This window comes from Lysobacter niastensis (assembly GCF_031457115.1).
GTDB classification, from domain to species: domain Bacteria; phylum Pseudomonadota; class Gammaproteobacteria; order Xanthomonadales; family Xanthomonadaceae; genus Lysobacter_J; species Lysobacter_J niastensis_A.
This window is the reverse complement of record NZ_JAVDVY010000003.1, coordinates 77,503-97,728: the sequence shown is the minus strand read 5'-3', so window position 1 is coordinate 97,728 and position 20,226 is coordinate 77,503. Positions and strand designations below refer to the sequence as shown.

At 65.8% G+C, this 20,226-nt stretch carries 16 protein-coding genes; 7 read left to right on the top strand and 9 right to left on the bottom strand.

The genetic code is table 11. From position 1 onward, the window contains the following. Window positions 1-11 precede the first annotated feature (11 nt). The 5 genes from J2X06_RS15030 (at window position 12) to J2X06_RS15010 (ending at window position 4,697) form a co-directional block, all read left to right on the top strand. Window positions 12-860: a TauD/TfdA dioxygenase family protein gene (locus J2X06_RS15030; RefSeq protein WP_310063813.1), complete on the top strand. Its 849-nt coding sequence runs from the start codon at window positions 12-14 to the stop codon at window positions 858-860. 72 nt (window positions 861-932) lie between these two features. Further along, window positions 933-1,988: a 3-keto-5-aminohexanoate cleavage protein gene (locus J2X06_RS15025; RefSeq protein WP_310063810.1), complete on the top strand. Its 1,056-nt coding sequence runs from the start codon at window positions 933-935 to the stop codon at window positions 1,986-1,988. A 44-nt stretch (window positions 1,989-2,032) separates the two neighbouring features. Continuing rightward, window positions 2,033-3,355: an MFS transporter gene (locus tag J2X06_RS15020; protein WP_310063808.1), complete on the top strand. Its 1,323-nt coding sequence runs from the start codon at window positions 2,033-2,035 to the stop codon at window positions 3,353-3,355. Continuing rightward, window positions 3,352-4,029 carry a DsbA family oxidoreductase gene (locus tag J2X06_RS15015; RefSeq protein WP_310063807.1) on the top strand — a complete coding sequence of 226 codons (678 nt, stop codon included), beginning with the start codon at window positions 3,352-3,354 and terminating at the stop codon, window positions 4,027-4,029. The genes J2X06_RS15020 and J2X06_RS15015 overlap by 4 nt, the downstream gene beginning before the upstream one ends. A 107-nt stretch (window positions 4,030-4,136) precedes the next feature. Beyond that, window positions 4,137-4,697 carry an RBBP9/YdeN family alpha/beta hydrolase gene (locus tag J2X06_RS15010; RefSeq protein WP_310063806.1) on the top strand — a complete coding sequence of 187 codons (561 nt, stop codon included), beginning with the start codon at window positions 4,137-4,139 and terminating at the stop codon, window positions 4,695-4,697. A gap of 66 nt (window positions 4,698-4,763) precedes the next feature. On the opposite strand, the gene J2X06_RS15005 is transcribed toward J2X06_RS15010, so the two are convergent. From J2X06_RS15005 to J2X06_RS14980, 6 genes are all read right to left on the bottom strand, one after another. Then, window positions 4,764-5,204: a hypothetical protein gene (locus tag J2X06_RS15005; protein WP_310063805.1), complete on the bottom strand. Its 441-nt coding sequence runs from the start codon at window positions 5,202-5,204 to the stop codon at window positions 4,764-4,766. A gap of 43 nt (window positions 5,205-5,247) precedes the next feature. After that, a complete protein-coding gene (locus J2X06_RS15000; RefSeq protein WP_310063803.1) occupies window positions 5,248-6,885 on the bottom strand; it encodes a 3-(methylthio)propionyl-CoA ligase in 1,638 nt (545 codons plus the stop codon). 1 nt (window position 6,886) lies between these two features. Beyond that, entirely contained in the window at window positions 6,887-9,289 is a 2,403-nt protein-coding gene (locus tag J2X06_RS14995) for an efflux RND transporter permease subunit (protein ID WP_310063802.1), read from the bottom strand. A 23-nt stretch (window positions 9,290-9,312) separates the two neighbouring features. Then, a complete protein-coding gene (locus J2X06_RS14990) occupies window positions 9,313-10,383 on the bottom strand; it encodes a WD40/YVTN/BNR-like repeat-containing protein (RefSeq protein ID WP_310063801.1) in 1,071 nt (356 codons plus the stop codon). 89 nt (window positions 10,384-10,472) lie between these two features. Next, entirely contained in the window at window positions 10,473-11,828 is a 1,356-nt protein-coding gene (locus tag J2X06_RS14985; RefSeq protein WP_310063800.1) for a DUF1329 domain-containing protein, read from the bottom strand. A 31-nt stretch (window positions 11,829-11,859) separates the two neighbouring features. After that, complete coding sequence (locus J2X06_RS14980; protein WP_310063798.1) at window positions 11,860-13,707, bottom strand: DUF1302 domain-containing protein; 1,848 nt, start codon at window positions 13,705-13,707, stop codon at window positions 11,860-11,862. Window positions 13,708-13,943: 236 nt separating this feature from the next. On the opposite strand from J2X06_RS14980, the gene J2X06_RS14975 reads away from it, so the two are divergent. Further along, on the top strand, window positions 13,944-14,237 hold the full coding sequence (locus J2X06_RS14975; RefSeq protein WP_310063797.1) for a hypothetical protein: 294 nt from the start codon (window positions 13,944-13,946) through the stop codon (window positions 14,235-14,237). Window positions 14,238-14,255: 18 nt separating this feature from the next. On the opposite strand, the gene J2X06_RS14970 is transcribed toward J2X06_RS14975, so the two are convergent. Further along, window positions 14,256-15,065, bottom strand: a complete 810-nt coding sequence (locus tag J2X06_RS14970) for an isocitrate lyase/PEP mutase family protein (RefSeq protein ID WP_310063795.1) — start codon at window positions 15,063-15,065, stop codon at window positions 14,256-14,258. An 85-nt stretch (window positions 15,066-15,150) separates the two neighbouring features. Next, complete coding sequence (locus J2X06_RS14965; RefSeq protein WP_310063793.1) at window positions 15,151-15,921, bottom strand: M28 family metallopeptidase; 771 nt, start codon at window positions 15,919-15,921, stop codon at window positions 15,151-15,153. Between the two features lie 291 nt (window positions 15,922-16,212). Here J2X06_RS14965 and J2X06_RS14960 point away from each other — a divergent pair, with 291 nt between their 5' ends. Beyond that, the gene (locus J2X06_RS14960) at window positions 16,213-16,860 is read left to right on the top strand and encodes a response regulator transcription factor (RefSeq protein ID WP_310063792.1); all 648 of its coding nucleotides are present in this window, start codon (window positions 16,213-16,215) and stop codon (window positions 16,858-16,860) included. A 70-nt stretch (window positions 16,861-16,930) separates the two neighbouring features. Here the strand turns inward: J2X06_RS14960 and rne are convergent, their stop codons facing one another. After that, window positions 16,931-20,047 (bottom strand): ribonuclease E, encoded by a 3,117-nt coding sequence (gene rne / locus J2X06_RS14955; RefSeq protein ID WP_310063790.1) that lies wholly within the window; start codon window positions 20,045-20,047, stop codon window positions 16,931-16,933. Window positions 20,048-20,226 lie beyond the last annotated feature (179 nt).

Below are 20,226 nucleotides of genomic sequence, written 5' to 3'. Positions count from 1 at the left end.
GTGAGGCTGACATGCGCATCGAACCACTGACCTGTGCCATCGGCGCCGAACTGTCCGACGTCCGCCTGGCCGATGCCATCCACGACGACGCCTTGTTCCAGGAGTTGCGCCAGTTGCTGATCCAGCACCGGGTGCTGTTCCTGCGCGACCAGGACATCAGCCGCGCCGAGCACGTGGCCTTCGCCCGCCGCTTCGGCGAGCTGGAGGATCATCCGGTGGCCGGCAGCGACCCGGATCATCCGGGACTGGTGCGCATCTACAAGTCGCCGGACCAGCCCAACGACCGTTACGAGAACGCGTGGCACACCGATGCCACCTGGCGCGCGGCGCCGCCGTTCGGCTGCGTGCTGCGCTGCGTGGAATGCCCCCCGGCGGGCGGCGACACGATCTGGGCGAACATGGCGCTCGCGTACGAGAAGCTGCCGGAGCACATCAAGCAGCAGATCGCCGGCCTGCGTGCCCGCCACAGCATCGAGGCCACGTTCGGCGCCGCCATGCCGGTCGAGAAGCGCCTCGCACTGAAAGCGCAGTTTCCCGATGCCGAGCACCCGGTGGTGCGAACCCATCCGGATACCGGCGAGAAGGTCTTGTTCGTCAACGCCTTCACCACGCATTTCACCAACTTCCACTCGCCCGACAACGTGCGTTACGGCCAGGACTACGCACCGGGAGCGCAGCATTTGCTGCAGTACCTGATCAGCCAGGCCCAGATCCCCGAGTACCAGGTGCGCTGGCGCTGGAAGCCCAACAGCATCGCGATCTGGGACAACCGCAGCACCCAGCACTACGCAGTGATGGATTACCCGCCGTGCCATCGAAAGATGGAACGGGCCGGAATCATCGGCGACGTGCCTTACTGATCCGCACGGCCTAAGCGCCACCGAATTACGACCGAAGCACGACTAAGCAAGACTGAGCAGACGGAGAAAACCATGAAATTCCTCGATGGATCGTTGTTCCCCGAGAACCAGCCCAAGCTGGTGATCACCGCCGCGCCCTATGGCCCGGAGTGGATGCCGTCCGACTTCCCGGAGGACATCCCGGTGACGATGGAGGAGCACATCCAGAAGGCGGTCGATTGCTACAACGCCGGCGCCACCGTGCTGCACGTGCACGTGCGCGAACTCGACGGCAAGGGCTCCAAGCGTCTGTCCATGTTCAACGAGCTGCTGGCCGGCATCCGTGCCCGCGTGCCCGACATGATCCTGCAGGTCGGCGGTTCGATCTCGTTCGCGCCGGAAGGCGATGGCAACGTGGCCAAGTGGTTGTCCGACGACACCCGGCACATGCTGGCGGAACTGACGCCGGCACCGGACCAGGTGACCCTCGCCATCAACACGAACCAGATGAACGTGGTCGAGCAGATGTGCGAGGCCGACCTCGCCGGCACCTCTCTGGGCACGCCGGAGGGCTTCCGCGCCTATCGCGAGATGACCATTCCGGCCGGTCCGGAGTGGGTCGAGGAACACATCCGCCGGCTGTCGGCCAACGGCATCCAGACCCACTTCCAGCTCGCCAACACCACCCAGATCGAGACGGTCGAGCGCATGATGCGCAGAGGCACCTGCAACGTGCCGTTGATCCTGACCTGGGTGGCGATCGGCGGCGGTTTCGATGCGCCGAACCTCTACAACCTGGCCAGTTTCGTACGCGCCTGCCCGGACGATGCGGTGCTGACGCTGGAGTCGTCGATGCTCAACGTGCTGCCGCTGAACATGATGGCGATCGCCATGGGCCTGCACGTGCGTTGCGGCAACGAAGACAACATCTGGACCCAGCGCCGCGATGGCAAGATGAGCAGCGTCGCGCAGATCGAGCAACTGGTGCGGATCTCGCGCGAATTCGGCCGCGACATCGCCACGGCAGCCGAGGCGCGCGCGATCTACAAGATCGGCACGTTCTACAAGGATGCCGACGAGACGCTGGCAGCGAACGGCTTCGCACCGAACCGCTGGCCGGTCTGGAAGGGCGTGCCGCAGCCCGCATGAAACACGCTTAGAAATCCCGCTTACCGAAGCACAGGTTGCACCACATGGCTTACCACTCCCTTCCCAGTCACGGCGACGACGATCCCGGCGCGCGCATCCCGCGGCGTTATGCCTGGGTCGTGTTCGCGCTGAGCTTCGGCCTGCTGCTGTCGGACTACATGTCCCGGCAGGTGCTCAACGCAGTGTTTCCGCTGCTCAAGCAGGAGTGGGTGCTGTCCGATGCGCAACTGGGTCTGCTCAGCGGCATCGTGGCGCTGATGGTGGGACTGCTGACGTTTCCGCTGTCGCTGCTTGCCGACCGGTTCGGGCGCGTCAAGAGCCTGGCGGTGATGGCGACCGTGTGGAGCCTGGCGACACTTGCCTGCGGCCTGGCGCAGCAGTACCCGCAGATGCTGGTGGCGCGTTTCCTGGTCGGTGTCGGCGAGGCGGCTTATGGCAGCGTCGGCATCGCGGTGGTGCTATCGGTGTTCCCCAAGCACATGCGGGCCACGCTGACAGGCGCGTTCATGGCCGGTGGCATGTTCGGTTCGGTGCTGGGCATGGCGCTGGGCGGGGCCGTGGCCGCGCACCTGGGCTGGCGCTGGGCATTCGCCGCGATGGCCTTGTTCGGTCTGGTACTGGCGTTGCTGTACCCGATCATCGTCCGCGAAAAACGCATTGCGCCGCCGTCGCGAACCGATGAGTCGCGCTCCAGTGAGCTGCCAGCCGCGAAGGTGCCGCTGCGCAGCCTGGTCAACAGCCGTTCGGTGGTCGGCGCCTACATCGGCAGCGGCCTGCAATTGTTCGTCGGTGGCACCGTCATCGTGTGGATTCCAAGCTACCTCAACCGCTACTACGCGATGGCGACCGATGCCGCCGGCGGCGTGGCGGCCTTGATCGTGTTGGTCGCAGGCTTGGGCATGATCGCCTGCGGCATGCTCAGCGACCGCCTGTGCCGGAGCGGGCCGGAACACAAGTTCAGCCTGGCGATCGCCTACGCCCTGTCCAGTTGCGTGCTTCTGTCGCTGGCGTTCGCGCTGCCGCACGGCACGCCGCAACTGGTGATGATCGCGTTGGGCATGTTCGTGGCAGCCGGCACCAGTGGCCCCGCCGGGGCCATGGTCGCCAATCTCACGCCGCTGCCGATCCACGGCACTGCGTTCGCGATGCTGACGCTGGTCAACAACCTGCTCGGGCTCGCCGCCGGGCCGCTGGTCACCGGCATGCTCGCCGACCAGATGGGTCTGGCGAAGGCATTCCAACTGGTGCCGCTGATCAGCGTGGCCGCGGCCGCGGTGTTCTACTTCGCCAAGCGGCATTACCTGGCCGACGTCCAGCAGGTAGGACGGCATGTGCACACCTGCGGCGGCGCCGAGGCGCCGACGTGAGCGCCGAGAGCGACAAGAGCAAAGTCACGATCGGCATCCATTTCGACCTGATCTGCCCCTGGTGCTTCATCGGCAAGCGCCACTTCGAGGCCGCGCGGGCTCGGTTGGTGCAGAAGTACCCCGCAGTCGTCGTGGAATCGGTCTGGCAACCAGTGCAGTTGTTGCCCGAGGTGCCGGAACAGGGGCTGCCGTTCGCGCAGTTCTACGAACGGCGCCTGGGATCACCGCAAGCAGTTCGGCAACGTCGGCAGCAGATCGAAATGGCGGCGCGCAAGGCCGGTCTGGAACTCGATATGGCCGCGATCCAGCGCATGCCGAACACGGCGCGGGCGATCGATCTGCTGCGTCGAGTCGCGACGCTAGGCCAGCCGGCGCTGTACGAGGCGCTGCTCGAACGTCTGTTTGTCGCGTACTTCCAGCGCGGCGAGGACATCGGCGACGCTGCGACATTGCGGAGTTTGGCCGAAGAGGTCGGGGTAGCTTCGGATCAGCTCGGCGACGTGAAGCTGGACTACGCATGCAACGCTCCGGCCGAGTCCGCCGTCCCGGGCGTGCCGCATTTCGTGTTCAACGGGCGCCTGTCGCTGTCCGGTGCGCATGACGCCGCCATCCTGTTCGACGCCATGAGCCATGGCGTGCAGGAATCGATCGCGGCCGACTGTGCCTGCGCATAAACCGGTAACCGTGCGGCTGGTCGGCGGCGGGACCGTGTTTCCTGCGGCTACACACCCGAGTTTTCGAGGCCGGACCGACACCGGCAATCTACTGCGTGAGGAAATCCATGACTACTGATTCCACTGTCCTCATCGTCCCAGGGCTGCGCGAGCACGTGCCTGAGCACTGGCAGACCCTGCTGGCGGCCAAGTTGCCCAAGGTGCATACCGTGCCGCCGCTGGAGCAGGACAAGCTCAGTTGCATCGCGCGCGTCGAGGCCCTGGATCGGGCGCTGCGTGCCATCGATGGCCCGGTGATCCTGGTCGCCCACAGCGCGGGCGTGATGATGGTGGCGCACTGGGCACAGACGGCTCAGCCGCACTCGATCAAAGGTGCGCTGCTGGCCACGCCGGCGGACGTGGAAAATCCGTTCCCGGAGGGCTATCCGACCACGGACACGTTGCGCGATCACGGTTGGCTACCGATTCCGCGCCGTCCGCTTCCGTTCCCGAGTCTGGTCGTGGCAAGCCGCAACGATCCGCTGTGCGCGTTCGAGCGCGCGCAGGCGCTGGCGCAGGAGTGGGGAAGCGAGCTTGAGGATCTCGGCCCGGTCGGCCATCTCAATCCGGCCGCAGGCTTCGGCGAGTGGCCGCAGGCGCTGGAGCTGATCGGAAGGCTCGATCGCTGAGCAGTGCGGGCGGTGAGCGGGGCGCCTGAAACCAGGCCGAGCCGCGAAGCGGCTTCGGCTTGAATGTCAGGCACCAAACCCGGACATACGCTCACGAGAACGAACCAGTGCGCTCTCCGAGAACAGGTCAGGGTGGCGCAAGATCACCGCCTCAAACGCGTATTGGCCTAGGCCGGCTTCTTCGAGCGCAGCAAACCCAGCAGTCTCATCGGGCCGATCGACTGCGCGTTCCGTTGCAGCGATGATTCCATGCCGCTTGATCATTTGCCAAGTTCTTGATGCGCGTGTGCGCTTGCCATTCCTGGCTGAAAGAATCTCCTCATAGGCAAAGACCGCTTCCAGACATGCGCGCTCTGCGTCTGATGTGGCGCCGTATGCGACTGCCCGCAGCTCGACAGCGCGCTGCTTGGCCTGCAGGGCAAGATCGTCGCGACCTTGCCCTTTGGCGTTCTTTGCAAAGCTCTCGCACTCTGCTGGGGTCTTAAGCTTTCTTACGCGGTCGTCCATAAAGCTTCCATTGGCGCCTCGCGGTGCCCCGACCTGATGTTTATCAAGCGTCTTGGAAACGGTAGTCGCGGAACTGCTCGCGCAACACGGCCTTGTGCAATTTGCCCGTGGCGGTGTGGGGCAGGTCCTTTACGAACACCACGTCGTCGGGGAGCCACCATTTGGCGACGCGTCCCTCGAGGTAATGCAGCACGGACTCGCGCTCCAGCTGTTGGCCGGGCTTGACGACGACCAGCATCAGCGGCCGCTCCTGCCATTTCGGGTGCGCGATGCCGATGACGGCGGCCTCGGCGATCATCAGGTGACCCATGGCGGCGTTCTCCAGGGCGATGGAGGAGATCCATTCGCCGCCGGACTTGATCACGTCCTTGGAGCGATCGGTGATCTGCATGTAGCCATCCGGATCGATCGTCGCGACATCGCCGGTATCGAAGTAGCCCTCGTCATCGAGAATCGGACCGCCTTCATCGCGGTAATAAGCCTTGGCGATCCACGGTCCGCGGATCTTCAGATGCCCCGCTGCCTGACCGTCATGCGGAAGGCGTTGGCCGGTTTCGCCGGTCAGCTTGAGGCTGACGCCGAATACGGCGCGGCCCTGTTTGGCCTGCACGTTCAGGCGTTGTTCCAGCGGCAGCGCACGGTCCTTGGGGAGCAGGTTGCAGAGCGTGCCCACCGGCGAGGTCTCGGTCATGCCCCAGGCATGCACGACGGAGGCACCGAAGTTGCGCTCGAACGCCTCGATCATCGCCCGCGGCACGGCGGCGCCACCGATCACGACGCGACGCAGCGCCAACTCGTCGATCGGCTTCAGTCCCGCGGTCGAGGCGTGCTGCAACAGCATCATCCAGACCGTGGGCACGCCCAGTGCGAGCGTGACCTGCTCGTCGCGCAATAACTGGTAGACGCTGGCGCCGTCGAGGGCAGGGCCGGGCATGACCAGCTTGGCGCCGCTCATGGCGCCGGCGTAGGGCATGCTCCAGGCGTTGACGTGGAACATCGGCACGACCAGCAACGCGGTTTCGTTCCGCGACATGGCGAAGCTGTCCACGGTGCAGGTGCCGAACGCGTGCAGGACGGTCGAGCGGTGCGAATACAGCACGCCCTTGGGCATGCCGGTGGTGCCGGAGGTGTAGCACAGCGAGGTGGCGGTGTTTTCGTCGAGATCGGGCCAGACGTAACTATCGGATTGGGCCGCCAGCAGGTCCTCGTAGCACAGCAGGCCGGGGATGGCGCACTCGGGCATGTGCGCCCGGTCGGTCATCACCACGAAGGTGCGCACGGTGTTCAGCCGCGGCAGCAGTTTTTCCACCAGTGCCACGAAGCTCAGGTCGAAGAACAGGACCGTGTCTTCGGCGTGGTTGATGATGTATTCGAGCTGCTCGGGGAACAGGCGCGGGTTGACCGTGTGCAGCACGGCACCCGAGCCAGACACGCCGAAGTACAACTCCATGTGCCGGTACCCGTTCCACGCGAGCGTGGCGACGCGGTCGCCGTGCTGCACGCCCAGGGCGCCCAGCGCATTGGCGACCTGTTTCGAGCGCCGATGGATATCGCCGTAGGTGCAGCGATGGATCGGCCCTTCGACCGTGCGCGAGACGATCTCGGCGTCGGGGTGGCAGCACGCCGCATGTTCGATCAGCGACGAGACCAGCAGCTTGTGATCCTGCATCAAACCGAGCATGTCATGCCTCCACCTTGCGCAGCAGGAAATGCGAGAGCGCGGGGATGAGCACCAGGGCGCCGATCATGTTCCACACGAACATGAAGGTGAGCAGGATGCCCATGTCGGCCTGGAACTTGATGGGCGAGAACGCCCAGGTAATGACGCCGGCGGCCAGCGTGATGCCGACCAGAGCGACGACCTTGCCGGTGAACATCACCGCGCGCCGGTAGGCGGCGGCGAGTGGCAGGCCGGCGCGCTGCTGCGCCAGCTGCACGCTGAGCAGATACAGCGCGTAGTCGACGCCGATGCCGGCGCCCAGCGCGATGACCGGCAGGGTCGCGACCTTGACGCCGATGCCGAGCTGCACCATCAGCGCCTCGCACAGGATCGAGGTCAGGATCAGCGGCAGCACCGCGACGATCACCGCGCGCCAGCTGCGGAACGCGACGAAGCACAGCAGCGCCACCGCGCCGTACACGTACAAAAGCATTGAACGGCTGGCGCGGCTAACCACTTCGTTGGTGGCCGCCTCGATGCCGGCGGAACCTGCGGCCAGCTTGAACGTCACGTCCGGATCGTTGTTGCGCGCGGCGAAGTCCTCGGCGATCGCGGCCACGCGTTTGAGCGAGTCGGCCTTGTGGTCGGCGAGGAAGGCGATCACCGGCAGCACCGAGCACTCGGTATTGAACAGGTCCGGATTCAACACCGTGGCCTGCTGGCCCGAGTAATTGATCACGTCCTGGTTGCGGTTGAGGGTCAGCCACTTCGGGTTGCCTTCGAACGAACCGGCGGTGATGTTGCGCACCGCGTCGGCAAGCGACACGGTCGTCTGCACCGAGGGATCCTGCTGCAGCGCCCAGCCCAGGCGATCAGCCTGCACCAGCGTCTTGTAGTTGAGGCAGGCGTCCTTCCTGGTCTTGACGATCACCGCGAACAGGTCGCTGGACAGCGCGTAGTTCTTGGTGATGTAGGCGTTGTCCTGGTTGTAGCGCGAATCCTTGCGCAGTTCCGGCGCGCCCGGATCCAGATCGCCGATTTGCAGCCCGCGGCTGATCCACAGGCCGCCTGCGGCGAGCACCACCGCGACCGTGATCGCGCCAATCGCCCAGCGCCGTTCGGTGAATTTATCGAGGAAGTTCCAGAACGCGCCGAAACCGCGACCGTGCGCCTCTTCGTCTTCCTCGCGCAGGCTGCGCTTGGCGGCGGCCGGGCTGACGCCGACGTAGGACAGCAGCACCGGCAGCAGGATCAGGTTGGTGAACACCAGCACGCCGACGCCGATGCTGGCGGTCAGTGCCAGCTCCTTGATCACCGGAATGTCGATTGTCATCAGCACCGCGAAACCGACCACGTCGGCCAGCAGCGCGGTCAGGCCGGCGAGGAAAAGGCGACGGAAGGTGTAGCGCGCGGCGACCAGGCGATGGGTGCCGCGACCCACGTCCTGCATGATGCCGTTCATCTTCTGTGCGCCATGGCTGACGCCGATGGCGAAGATCAGGAACGGCACGAGCACGGAGAACGGGTCCAGTTCGAAGCCGAACAGGCGCACCAGGCCCAGCTGCCAGACCACGGCGACGACCGAGCAGGCGACCACCAGCACCGTGCTGCGCAGGCAGCGGGTGTACAGGAAGATGATCAGCGCGGCGATCAATGCCGCCACCAGGAAGAAGCTTGCGACCTTGACCAGGCCCTCGATGAGGTCGCCGGCCAGCTTGGCAAAGCCGATGACGTGGATCTTCACCTTGCCCTTCCCGGCGACTTCGTACTTGGTGCGGACGCTTTGCTCCAGCTTCTGCGAGAACGCGTGGTAGTCCAGCCGTTCACCCGTGTCCGCGTTGCGCTCGAGCAGGGGCACGAACACCATGCTCGAACGGAAGTCGTTGGCCACCAGGTTGCCGACGATGTTGGCGCGGCGGATGTTGAGTTTGAGCGCATCGACCGAGGCGGGCGTGCCGTCGTAGTTGTCGGGCATCACCGGCCCGCCGACAAAACCTTCCTCGTTGACCTCGCTCCAGCGCACGGCCGGGGTCCAGATCGACTTCATCCACGCACGGTCGACGTCCGAATTCAGGAACAACTCGTCGTTGACCTGCTTGAGGACCTCAAGGTACGTAGGATCGAAGATGTCGCCGTCGGTGTTCTCGACCACGACGCGCACCGAATTGCCCAGGCCGCGCAGACTGCCGCGACTTTCCAGGTAATTTTTTACGTACGCGTGACCGTGCGGAATCATCTTCTCGAAACCGGCGTTGATCGCCAGCTTCGTGGCCTGGAAGCCGAGCAGCACGGTCAGCAGTGCGCACGCGACGACGATCAGGAGACGGTTGTTGAAGATCGCTCGCTCGAAAACATGACCCGAACGGTGGTCGAAATCCTCGATCGTGCGAACGACCGGCATCCCGTCGAGGGAGGGGGGTGACATATCCAACGTTAAATCCTCAACAATTACAGTTCGGGGCGTACGACACGTACGCCGCGCAGGCCGCTCAGGACCAGCGCATCGCCGGACACGGCCAGGCCGGTGCAGGGCATGGCCGCCTTCAAGGGAAGACGGCGGAAATGCGCACCGTCGTCGTCGCTCACCAGTACGTCGCCCGCCATGGAACACAGCAGCAGGCGGCCGTCAGGCGTGACGCTGCTGGCGGTGATCGAAGTGGTGATGCCGGTGTTCACCAATTCCCAGTTCTTGCCGCCGTCTAGCGAGCGGTAAGCGGTACCGCGCAGGCCGTAGGCGAGCACGAGTCCGGGTTTGGTCAGCAGGCCGAAGTAGCTGCCTTCGTACGGGGTCTGCAGCGCGGTGAAGCGGCCGGAGGCGGGATCCAGGCGCAGCGCCAGTCCCAGTTCGCCGACCATGTACACGCCGTCGCTGCTGCCGCGGATGCCGTACAGGTGGTAGAAGCGTTCGTTCTGCGTGCGATCGATCCAGGGCTCCCAGGTCTTGCCGCCGTCGGCGGTGTGGAAGATCAGGTTGTAGGCGCCGACGACGTAGCCTTCGCGGTCGTTGGCGAACCAGACATCGAGGAACGGCCGGCTCGGGCCTTCCGCCGCTGCGCGCTCGGCCTCGGCCTTCAACGATTCGAGCACGGCGGGATCGGTGTCGGCGGGCAGGTTGCGCACGTGCTCGAGCACGAGCGCATTGGCGCGACGTCCATCGAGTTGAAGTTGCCAGGACGCGCCGCCGTCGCGGGTGTGCAACACCACGCCTTCGTGGCCCACGGCCCAGCCTTGGCGCGCATCGACGAAATGCAACGCGGTCAGGTCGGCGCTGACGGGCACCTTCGCCTGGTGCCAGGACGTGCCCTGATCGTCGGAATACACGATGTGGCCGCGCGCGCCGGCGGCGACCATGCGCTGACCGGCGATGGCGCTGGCCTGCAGCACTCGCTGCGCGGCCAACGGACTGATGGTGGCGGGTTGATCGAGCACATCGGTGAAGCGGCGGCCGGGAGCCGCCGTTGCGACGAGCAACGTCGCCAGTCCGGCCACAGCGGCCAGCCTTAGGGCAGGGTGCTTCATAAGAATGATTTCGTTCTGAGACAGGACAGCCTGGAAGAGCAGGCTCCGGCGGCTGGCAAGCCGCCGCCGGAGGCCGTGTGCTTCAGGGTTCAGCGGATGCCGGCGCCGGCCAGCGCATCAGGCGACCATTGGTTGACCGGGAGCGGATTGGTGTACTGAATGCCGCCATGCGGACCCATCAGGAAGCTGATGTTGTAGACACCCGACGTCAGGTCGTAGAACGTCTGGGTCTCGGCATTGGGAGTCTTGGCGTCGTAGCTGGGCGACATGTGCGCGAAGGAGGCGCGGTACAGCTTGCCGTTGGCGTCGTACTGGTCAGCGGCGAGGGCGGTCCAGCTGTCCTCGTCGAGGTAGAACGTGCGCTTGTGGTAGATGTGTCGCTTGCCCGGCTTGAGCGTGGCTTCCACGACCCAGACGCGGTGCAGTTCCCAGCGCACCAGATCCGGATTGATGAACTGCGGCGTAGTCACCTCGGCGGCCTTCTTGTGATACGTCAGCCGGTAGGTGTTGTACGGAACCAGCATCTCCTTCTTGCCGACCAGCTTGAAATCGAAGCGGTCCATGGCGCCGTTGAAGATCCACGAATCATCGTAGGTCGCCGAGCCGGCTGTGCCCGGGTTGGGCGTGTCGTAGGAGATGTCGGGTGCGAGCTTCACGCGGCGCTGGCCCGGCAGGTACAGCCACGCGCGGCGCGGACGCTTGAGCGGGTTGACCACGTCCACCGCCATCAGCGCTTCGCCGGCGCGGCGTGCCGGGGCGTTGTAGAAGATCTTGGTCTCGAAGTAGACATCGGTTTCTTCGGCCGGCTTGGTGTTCTTCGGGTCGTAGTACGGGTACTCGACGAACAGCTTGCCGCTGGTGGCCAGCGCCGGCGTGCCGGAGGAGTCCACGTTCCAGTTGTCGTACTTGAAGTTGCTGGCCACGCCGACGTAGCGCAGCAGGTGGTTCCACATCGCCTCGTAGCCGCTCTTCGGGATCGGGAACGGATAGCCGCCGATGGCACCGGAGATGCCCAGTCCGCCGTCCTTGGTGCTGGCGCGGGTCGCGTTGGCGAGCGTGTTGTCCAGCACGCGATCAGGCAGCGCCACGGTGCGGTGGGTCGGATACACGTCGAGGCGGTACTTCGGATACTTCTTCAGCAGCGCCTGCGTGCCGACGGTCAACTGGCCCTGGTACTTGGCCATGTTCGCCGCGGTGATCGTCAGACGCGGCTTTTCGCTCTCGAACGGGTCGGTGCGGACCGCGCTGCCGGCCTTGAAGCTGGCCGGCGGCGTGGTCAGGCCGCCGGTATAGGCGGGTATGGTGCCGTCGGCGTTGCCGGCTTTTTCGGCGCCGACGCGGGTCAGGTCGGTGCCGAGCTTCTTGGCCTCTTCCGGGCTCACTGCCTGGGCGGTGCCGAGTACGGCCAGCAGCGCGCCGGCCAGCAGGGTTTTGGTGAATTTCATGGTGTGTTCCTCTGCAATGTCTGAAGGACCGTCACAGCGTGGTCTTGAAGGTGAAGACCACGAAACCGCGGTCCGTGAGCAGCGAATTGGCGCCGCCGCTGGAAGTGATCTGGGCAGCCGGGTTGGCGGTGGTTTCGCCGATGAAGTCCACGTACTTCAGATCGAAGCGGTACTTGGAACGCAGGTCGATGGCCACGCCCAAGGAATAGCTGCCGGCATCCTCGTTACCGCCCAGCAGCACGGCGGAGTTGCCGCTCACGCCCTGCGAGTAGCTGATCGGCAGCGACAGGTCGGCGCCCGGGAAGACCTGGTACTTGGTCGGATTGAAGTTGACGGCCAGGCCGTAGAAGTCCTTGGTCACCTTGTCGGCCGGAGTCACCGGCGTGCCGGCGGGTCCGATGACCGTGTAGTTGCTGCGACCCTTGAAGACGGCGGCGTTTTGCGTGACGTCGCTCCAGTGGTTCCAGACCAGTTCCACGATCAGGTTGGCCGAATCCCACACCGGCGACTCGGCGAACGTCGCGAAGCCGTTGAGCACGCCGTGCCAGGTGTTGCCGCGCGCGCCGCCGCTTTCGCCTTCCGCAGGCGGGGCGAACAGGCTGCCCGCCGGCAGGACCGCCGCGAACGGAGCGAACGATGCCGGCAGCACGCTGACGGTATCGCTGAGCAGCGGCATGTTCTCGCGGTAGTTCAGGTCCGCACCGAAGCTGACGCCCCACAGGTTCTTGGACAGGCTCAGGCCGTAGATCTTGATGTCGTCGGCGTAAGCGGCGGCATAACGACCGATGGTGCCGCCCAGGACTTCCGGTACGGTCGCTGCGGACGGGTTGATGTAGCACGTGGTCGAGGTGGGCGGGCCCAGCGGCGAAGCGCCCAGTGCGCGGCACAGGCCCGGAGGCGTGGCGGGTCGTACCGCCGGCGTGGCGTTGCCCTGCGGCAGGATGTCGGCGGTCTCGCGGTAGTAGGCGCCGAGCGTGCCATCGAGCCACTGCGGGCTCCAGCGCGAGGAGATGCCCCAGTCGCCGTGCTTGTCCGGATCGCTGTCTTCGCCGCGCACCAGGCGGTTGACGCCCAGCGGGTTGGCCGCGGTCACTGCCGCTGGGCCGAAGATGAAGGACTCGCCGCCGCGCAGCAGATGATCGTTGAAGCCGAGGAACGAGCCGGATTCGGGGATGCGCGCCTGCTCCCAGTCGAAGAAATACTGACCGGCGAAGGAGAGTTCGGGCGTGGCCTGGACCTGGAACGAGACGGCTTCGCGCGGCAGGAACAGTTCCTTGGCTTCGGTGCCCGGCACCGAGAACAGCTTGCCCAGGTCCAGCGCCGACTGGCCGTAGCTCAGGCTGTGCACCGGATTGAGCATGGCCTCGCCCCAGAACACGGTGTGGCGGCCGAGCTTGACGTTGACCGGCACCTGGCCGATATCGAACTTGCCGAACACGAAGGCGTCGAGGATCTCGCCCGACGGGCCGTGGAAGTAGCGGTCGGTCTCGTCGCTCAGGCCGAAGGCCGCCCGCCCGTTGACCAGGTGGTTGGACGAGACCAGGTGATCGTTGTCCAGATCCTCGTAGGCCGCGTCATACCAGCCGGCGGCGCTGACGCGGAAGCCGAAGCGGTCCTGCCAGACAAGGTCGAACTCGCTCAGCAGGTCGAGGCGCTCGGACACCATGCCGCGATCGAAATTGCGGTCGCCATCGTCGAAGTTCGGGCTGTTGATGATCTCGCGATCCTGGCCCTCGACACGGTTGGCCAAGTTGACGCGGATCGTATTGTCCCAGCGCAGGACCAGATCCGGGTTCCCGGTATTGAATTCAACGGCCCCGGCGCTGCCCGAGGCCGCGAGCACGGCCACGATCATGCTGCTGAGCATGCGCTTTGACATCTTCGACGACGTCTTCTTTGCGTTAACTGACTTCACTTCCACCCCTTCCCCCTTGTTGTGGTCCAAATCCCCTCCAGATCACCGGCGTTTAAAGCGCCGCGAAATCCCGGATGGGAGCCCCTCGTAGGGGGCGATTGCCTTGGACTATAGGGAGGGCGTTGGCGCAATTCTTGCCAATCGACGACATCAACTTGTCATTTCATGACAGGTCGACGGGGTCTCCGCCGGACAGTTCCATGAATAGCGAGGTGGATTCGGATGGGGTTCATGCGCGCGGCGGGCTTGATCTACCAGCTCGCCGCAAGGTGATTGCTGCTGCACATCCTGTCGACTTGTGGCCTTTGGATGTGCCGAATTTGATGGTGCCGCAGCGCTTCGTTGAGTGGCGACACCAATCGGCCAGGGGACGCCATGCCGGCCGGATCGACGGCAGCTGGATTTCGAGGTTGTTCGTAGGCAGGCCCATTCATGCAGCACCGGTTGGGGTTCAAGGCTTGCCTGAAAGCCTTGCCACGGGCTCCCGATTGTGAAGCGTGCGCCGGACGCGATCAGCGATCGGCAAACAGCGCGTTGAGATCGCCGTAACCCATCGCTTCGGCCGTGACGCGAGCCAACCGCCCGCTTCGCAGGAAGCCCTCGGCGAGCTGTCGGGTCACGCCGTGGGCGAATTCGGCCAGGTCCGAGCCCGCACTCAGGCGTCGAACGCCCAGAGACGCCAGATCGTCGAGGTCGGGCAGTTGGGGGCGCAGCAGCACGTTCAACGGCAGGCCAGCACCCGCGGCGATCGCCCCGATCTCGCCGCGATCGGCCACGCCCGGCACGAACAGGCCGTCGGCGCCGGCTTCGCGATAGCGCGTCGCCCGGGCCAGCGTCGGTTCCACGCGTTCGCCGGCGGGCGCGAGTCCGCGCAGGTAGACGTCAGTACGCGCATTGACGAAGACGTTTGTGCCAGCCCGCGCGCACGCGCGCTTGATGTGTTCGATCTTGGCGCAGAGCAGGTCGGGCGATGCGTTTGCGTCTTCCAGATTGATGCCGGCGACGCCGATATCGGCCAGGCGCGCGACAGTCCCGGCCACGGTGGCCGGATCGTCCGAGTAACCGCCTTCGATGTCCACGCTCAATGGCACCCGCACCACGCGCAGGATGTCGGTCACCGTCGCCACCAGTCGCGATACCGGCAGGTGGTCGCCGTCGGCATAGCCATGCGACCAGGCCACGCCGGCACTGGTGGTGGCGATGGCTTGGGCGCCCAGGCTTTCGATCAGGCGCGCCGTGCCGGCATCCCAGGCATTGGCGAGCAGCAGCACGCCGTTGCCGTGCAATCGGCGGAAGGTTTCAAACGCCGAAGTAATGGTCATGTGTGGTCTCCAGAGCGAGTAGGGCAACGCCGTCCATGTTCACCGGCTGGCCAAACGGTCGCTCGCCGTTTCCGGACATCGATCCTCATTTCGCCTGGCGTGCGCCGGGGTCGGCTGCGTCCCACCGACGCAGCGCATCCTCGACCGCATCGACCCCGCGAATCGCCTGCTGCGCGTCGATCTCGACCATGACATCGGCATCGCTGTGGATCACTCGCATGACCTTGGCCGGAGCCTTCGGCTTCTCGCCGGCATAGGCCGCCAGGATGGGCGCGATCTCGTCACCGCCGATCAGCGAATAGGACACCGCCGGCCAGCCGGCCTTGAGGAAGGGCAGGTGATCGGTAGGCGGGTACTGCTGCCCGGCCGAAAGCTTCAAACCGTTGCCTGCAGCGGCGGCCGCGGTATCGGCGACCAGCGCTCCGTCGGAATCCGGTGCCATCATCCACAGGGTGTCGCCCCAGCCGAACACATCGAAGTTGACGTACAGCACCGGCTTCTCGTGTCCATCGGCGACATAGGCCTTGGCGCCGAGCAGGCCGACCTCCTCCAGATCCCAGAACGCGACCACGACGCGGTGATGCCGCAGCGGCTCGCGCTTGAAACGTTCGGCCAACGCCAGCACGGTCGCGCTGCCGGATGCATTGTCGGTGGCCCCCTTGCCGACGGCGACGCGATCGGAGTGAGCACCGATCAGCAGCAACGGCGAATCCGCCGCGTCTCCCACTTCGGCGAACAGGTTCTGTCCCTGGTGTTCGCCCGACTTGAACGTGCGGCGGTGCCAGGGCAATCCCAACGCATCCAGACGTTGCTCGATCGCCTGCCGTCGCCCGGCGTTGTCGGTTGCGTTGGCCATCGACTGTACGTCCGACAGCCACGACGTCGCAGAGGCATTCCCGCCAGCGACGGGCGAGGCTGCGTCCGCGTTATGTGCAGCGGAGGTCGAGGGCGCATGGGCGCACGCGGTGAGTGCCAGCGTGGCGGCAAGGACAAAACCATGGAACGGGGGACGACAAGGCATGACAGGCTCCTTCCCAGACAGAAACGCCAGTGTGCATAGAGTCACAGACATCGAATGTGCCATTGGTTGCGTGCCTTGCCGCTGGCCAGTAGCCTCGGTCGCACCCAGGGAGCAGGGAGCCATCGGATGACCATTCGAGTATTCATCGTCGACGACCATGCGCTGGTGCGGACCGGCATGCGCATGATCCTTTCCGCGGAAACCGACATCGAAGTAGTGGGCGACGTCGACACCGGCGAGCAGGCGCTGCCGTTGATACGCAAGCTCAAGCCCAACGTGGTGCTATGCGACCTGCACCTACCGGGCGTCAGCGGGCTCGAGGTCACCGAACGCGTGGTGAAGATGGATCAGGGGCCGCGCGTGATCATCGTATCTGTGCTGGAAGACGGACCGATGCCCAAGCGCCTGCTGGAAGCTGGCGCATCGGGCTACGTGGGCAAGGGCGGCGATGCGGGCGAGTTGGTGCGCGCGGTGCGCGATGTCTCGCGCGGCAAGCGCTACCTGGCCAGCAGCGTCGCGCAGAACCTCGCACTGGCCGGCATCAATGGCGGCGGATCGCCATTCGATGAGCTGTCGCCGCGCGAGCTCGAGGTGGCATTGCTGCTCGTGCAGGGATTGCGCCAGGAAGACATCGCCAAGCGCCTGTGCCTGAGCGCCAAGACCATCAACACGCACAAGACCCGCTTGTTCGAGAAGCTGGGCATCCACGACAACATCGCGTTGGCGCGAATGGTCGGCCAGTACGGGCTGACGGATCCCGCGCAGGCTATCTAAGCGTCCCCGACGCCCCAAAAAAAAACAGGCCGCTGATGCGACCTGTTTTTTTTGCTGCGTATCGGAGAACTCAGCCGTGACGCTCGGCTTTCCCGTCGTCGTCGTCGGAACCCTGCGGATGTGTCTGTTCCGCACCCGACACGGCCGCGTCGGCGGGTGCCGACGGCGGATCGAACAGGCCGCCGGTCTGCGGGATCGGCCGCACCGACGGGGCCGACGCAGGCTCGACGATGGCGGCAGCGTCGTCCGGTGCCGGTTCGTCGGCAGCGTCTTCACTGCGCGTTGGCTCGGCATCTTCCGCTGTACGGGTAGGATCGGCTTCGACCGGTGCCGGGACGGTCACCGGCTCCACGACCGTTTCTTCGACCACCGTCGGCGGTGGCACCACCTCCGGCGTTACTTCGGTCGGTTCGACCTCGATAGTTTCCTCCGACGGAGCCGTCGGTGCCGCAGGCGCCTGCGGCTGGGCAGCGGCAGGCTCGCTCTCGACGGTCGGCGCCGGCGAAGCGGGCGCGGTCTGGCGCACCGCTTCGGTGATGGCGGCGGCCATCGCGGCGGGAGCGGCGACGGCGGTCACCGGCGTCGAGGGAGCAGGGCTGCTCGGCATCGACGCGGCAGGAGCAGGACTGCTCGGGGCCGGCGTCGGTGCGGCAGGAGCGGCGGCACGCGGTGCAGGCACGTCGTCGAAGTCGAACTCCGGCTGCGAGCGCTGCGCGACCGGTGCGCGCGGTGCCTCGGACGCCTCGGACATCTCCGACGTTTCCATTGCTTCGTCTTCCTCGTCGTCGAGGAATGCCGAATCGTCATGCAGTTGCGCCTCGCCGGCGGCGGCTTCACCCGCACCACCGCCGCGACGACGACGACGGCCACCGCGACGACCGCGACGGCGGCGGCTACCGCCTTCGCCGGCAGCATCGGCACCGGCAACAGCAGCGGTTGCTTCGTGCGCGGTGACGGCGGCGGCTTCGATCTTCACGGCCTCCACGCTTTCGACGGCCGCCTTGGCGACCGCAGGCGTGGTGGTGTCGACGGGGGCAGCGACCGGAGCGACGACGGGGGCATCGACCTTGGCGGCGGCAACCGGTTCGGTCTTTGCTGCCGGGGCAGGCTTGGGCTCGTTGCGCGGCGGGCGCGGCGCGCTCTGCTGGGCGCGGTCGTCAGCTTGTGCGGTGGCCGCAGCCTGCTGTTGAGGCTTGGGCTGCTGCGATTGCTGCTGCTTCTGCTGCTGGCCCTGCTGCTTTTGCGATTGCTGCTTCGGCTGCTGCGGCTGCTGCTGCGGCGGCTGCTTCTGCTGTCCCGCCTGCTGTTGCGGCTTGTCGCGGCGTTGCTCTTCGCGGCGCTCCTCGCGGCGACCTTGTCGATCGTTGCGGTCGCGGCGCTGATTGCGATCGCCACGTTCGTTACGGCCACGGGTGTCCTGCGTGCGTGCGGCCGGTGCCGGTTCGGCGGCTACGGGCTGCGCGCCACGGAAGAAGCGCAGGATGCGTTCCACCATGCCGATCGAATGCGTCGGCGCTGCGACCGGCGCGGGAGCCGGAGCGGGGGCGGCGGCAACGGGCGTCTCGCGCGGTTCGCGCAGTGGTGCCGGCTGGGCCGGTTTGACGTTGGTCACCACCGGTGCGGCCGGGATGTTCAGATGCGCCTTGGTCAGGGCATAGGTCGGCAGCTTGCGAGGCGTGCTGCGCAGGTAGCTCGGCTTGCTCGACTCCTCGCCCAGCTCGTTCTCGCGAATGCGCGTGACTTCGTAGTGCGGCGTCTGCAGTTGCTCGTCGGACACGATGACGATCGGCGAATCGTGGCGACGCTCGATTTCGCTGAGCGCACGGCGCTTCTCGTTGAGCAGGTAGTTGGCGATCTCGGTCGGCGCCTGCACCAGCACCTGGCCGGTGTTTTCCTTCATCGCATGCTCTTCGGCCAGTCGCAGGATCGACAGCGACAACGACTCGACGCTGCGCATGCGGCCGTGGCCTTCGCAACGCGGGCAGACGATCTGGCTGGACTCACCCAGCGACGGACGCAGGCGCTGGCGGCTCAACTCAAGCAAGCCGAAGCGGGAGATGCGGCCGATCTGGACTCGCGCGCGATCCTGCTTGAGGGCGTGCTGCAGGCGGTTCTCGACGTCGCGCTGGTGCTTGTTCGAGGCCATGTCGATGAAGTCGATCACCACCAGGCCGCCGAGGTCGCGCAGGCGCATCTGGCGGGCGACTTCCTCAGCCGCTTCCACGTTGGTGTTGAACGCTGTCTCCTCGATGTCGCCGCCCTTGGTGGCGCGCGCCGAGTTGACGTCGATGGCGGTCAGCGCCTCGGTCTGGTCGATCACCAGCGCGCCACCGGACGGCAGGCGCACTTCACGCTCGTAGGCGTTCTCGATCTGGGATTCGATCTGGAAGCGGTTGAACAGCGGCGTGTCGTCGCCGTACTTCTTCAGCTTGCGCAGGTTGTGCGGCATCACCTGTTCGACGAAGTCGCGCGCCTCGGCGTACATCTCGTCGGTATCGACCAGGATCTCGCCGATGTCCGGGCGCATGTAGTCGCGCAGGGCGCGGATGATCAGGCGGCTTTCCTGGTAGATCAGGAACGGTGCCGGCTTGGTCAGCGCAGCCTCGGCGATCGCCTTCCAGACCTGCAGCAGGTAGTCCAGGTCCCATTGCAGCTCTTCGGCATCGCGGCCAACGCCGGCGGTGCGGATGATCACGCCCATGTCGTCGGGGATGTTCAGGCTGTCCATGGCCTGCTTCAGTGCTGCGCGGTCGTCGCCCTCGATGCGGCGCGAGACGCCGCCGGCGGTGGGCGAGTTGGGCATCAGCACCATGTAGCGGCCGGCCAGCGAGATGAACGTGGTCAGGGCGGCGCCCTTGTTGCCACGCTCTTCCTTATCGACCTGGACAACCACTTCCTGGCCTTCGCGCAACAGTTCACGCAGCCCGGCCTTGTTGTGGTCGACGCCCGCTGCGAAGTAGTCGCGGGAGATTTCCTTCAGCGGCAGGAAGCCGTGTCGCTCGCCGCCGTATTCGACGAAGGCGGCTTCGAGGGAGGGTTCGAGCCGGGTGATGCGGCCCTTGTAGATGTTGGACTTCTTCTGTTCCTTGGCCGGCTGTTCGATGTCGATGTCGTACAGGGTCTGGCCGTCTACGATGGCAACGCGCAGTTCTTCTGCCTGCGTCGCGTTGATCAGCATTCGCTTCATTTTGCGTTCCTCGCGCGCTCCTGCGCGTGGTCGGCGCAGAACGCTTGCGCGTTCTGCGGCCGCGGAACGCCGTGGGCGTTTCGCCTCTGGATACCGCAAGCCAGCCTGCGCGGGGGGGCCTGCGCGGCGGGGCTTCAAGTTTTCCAGCGCTACGACACCACGGCACGCCGCGGGAGCGC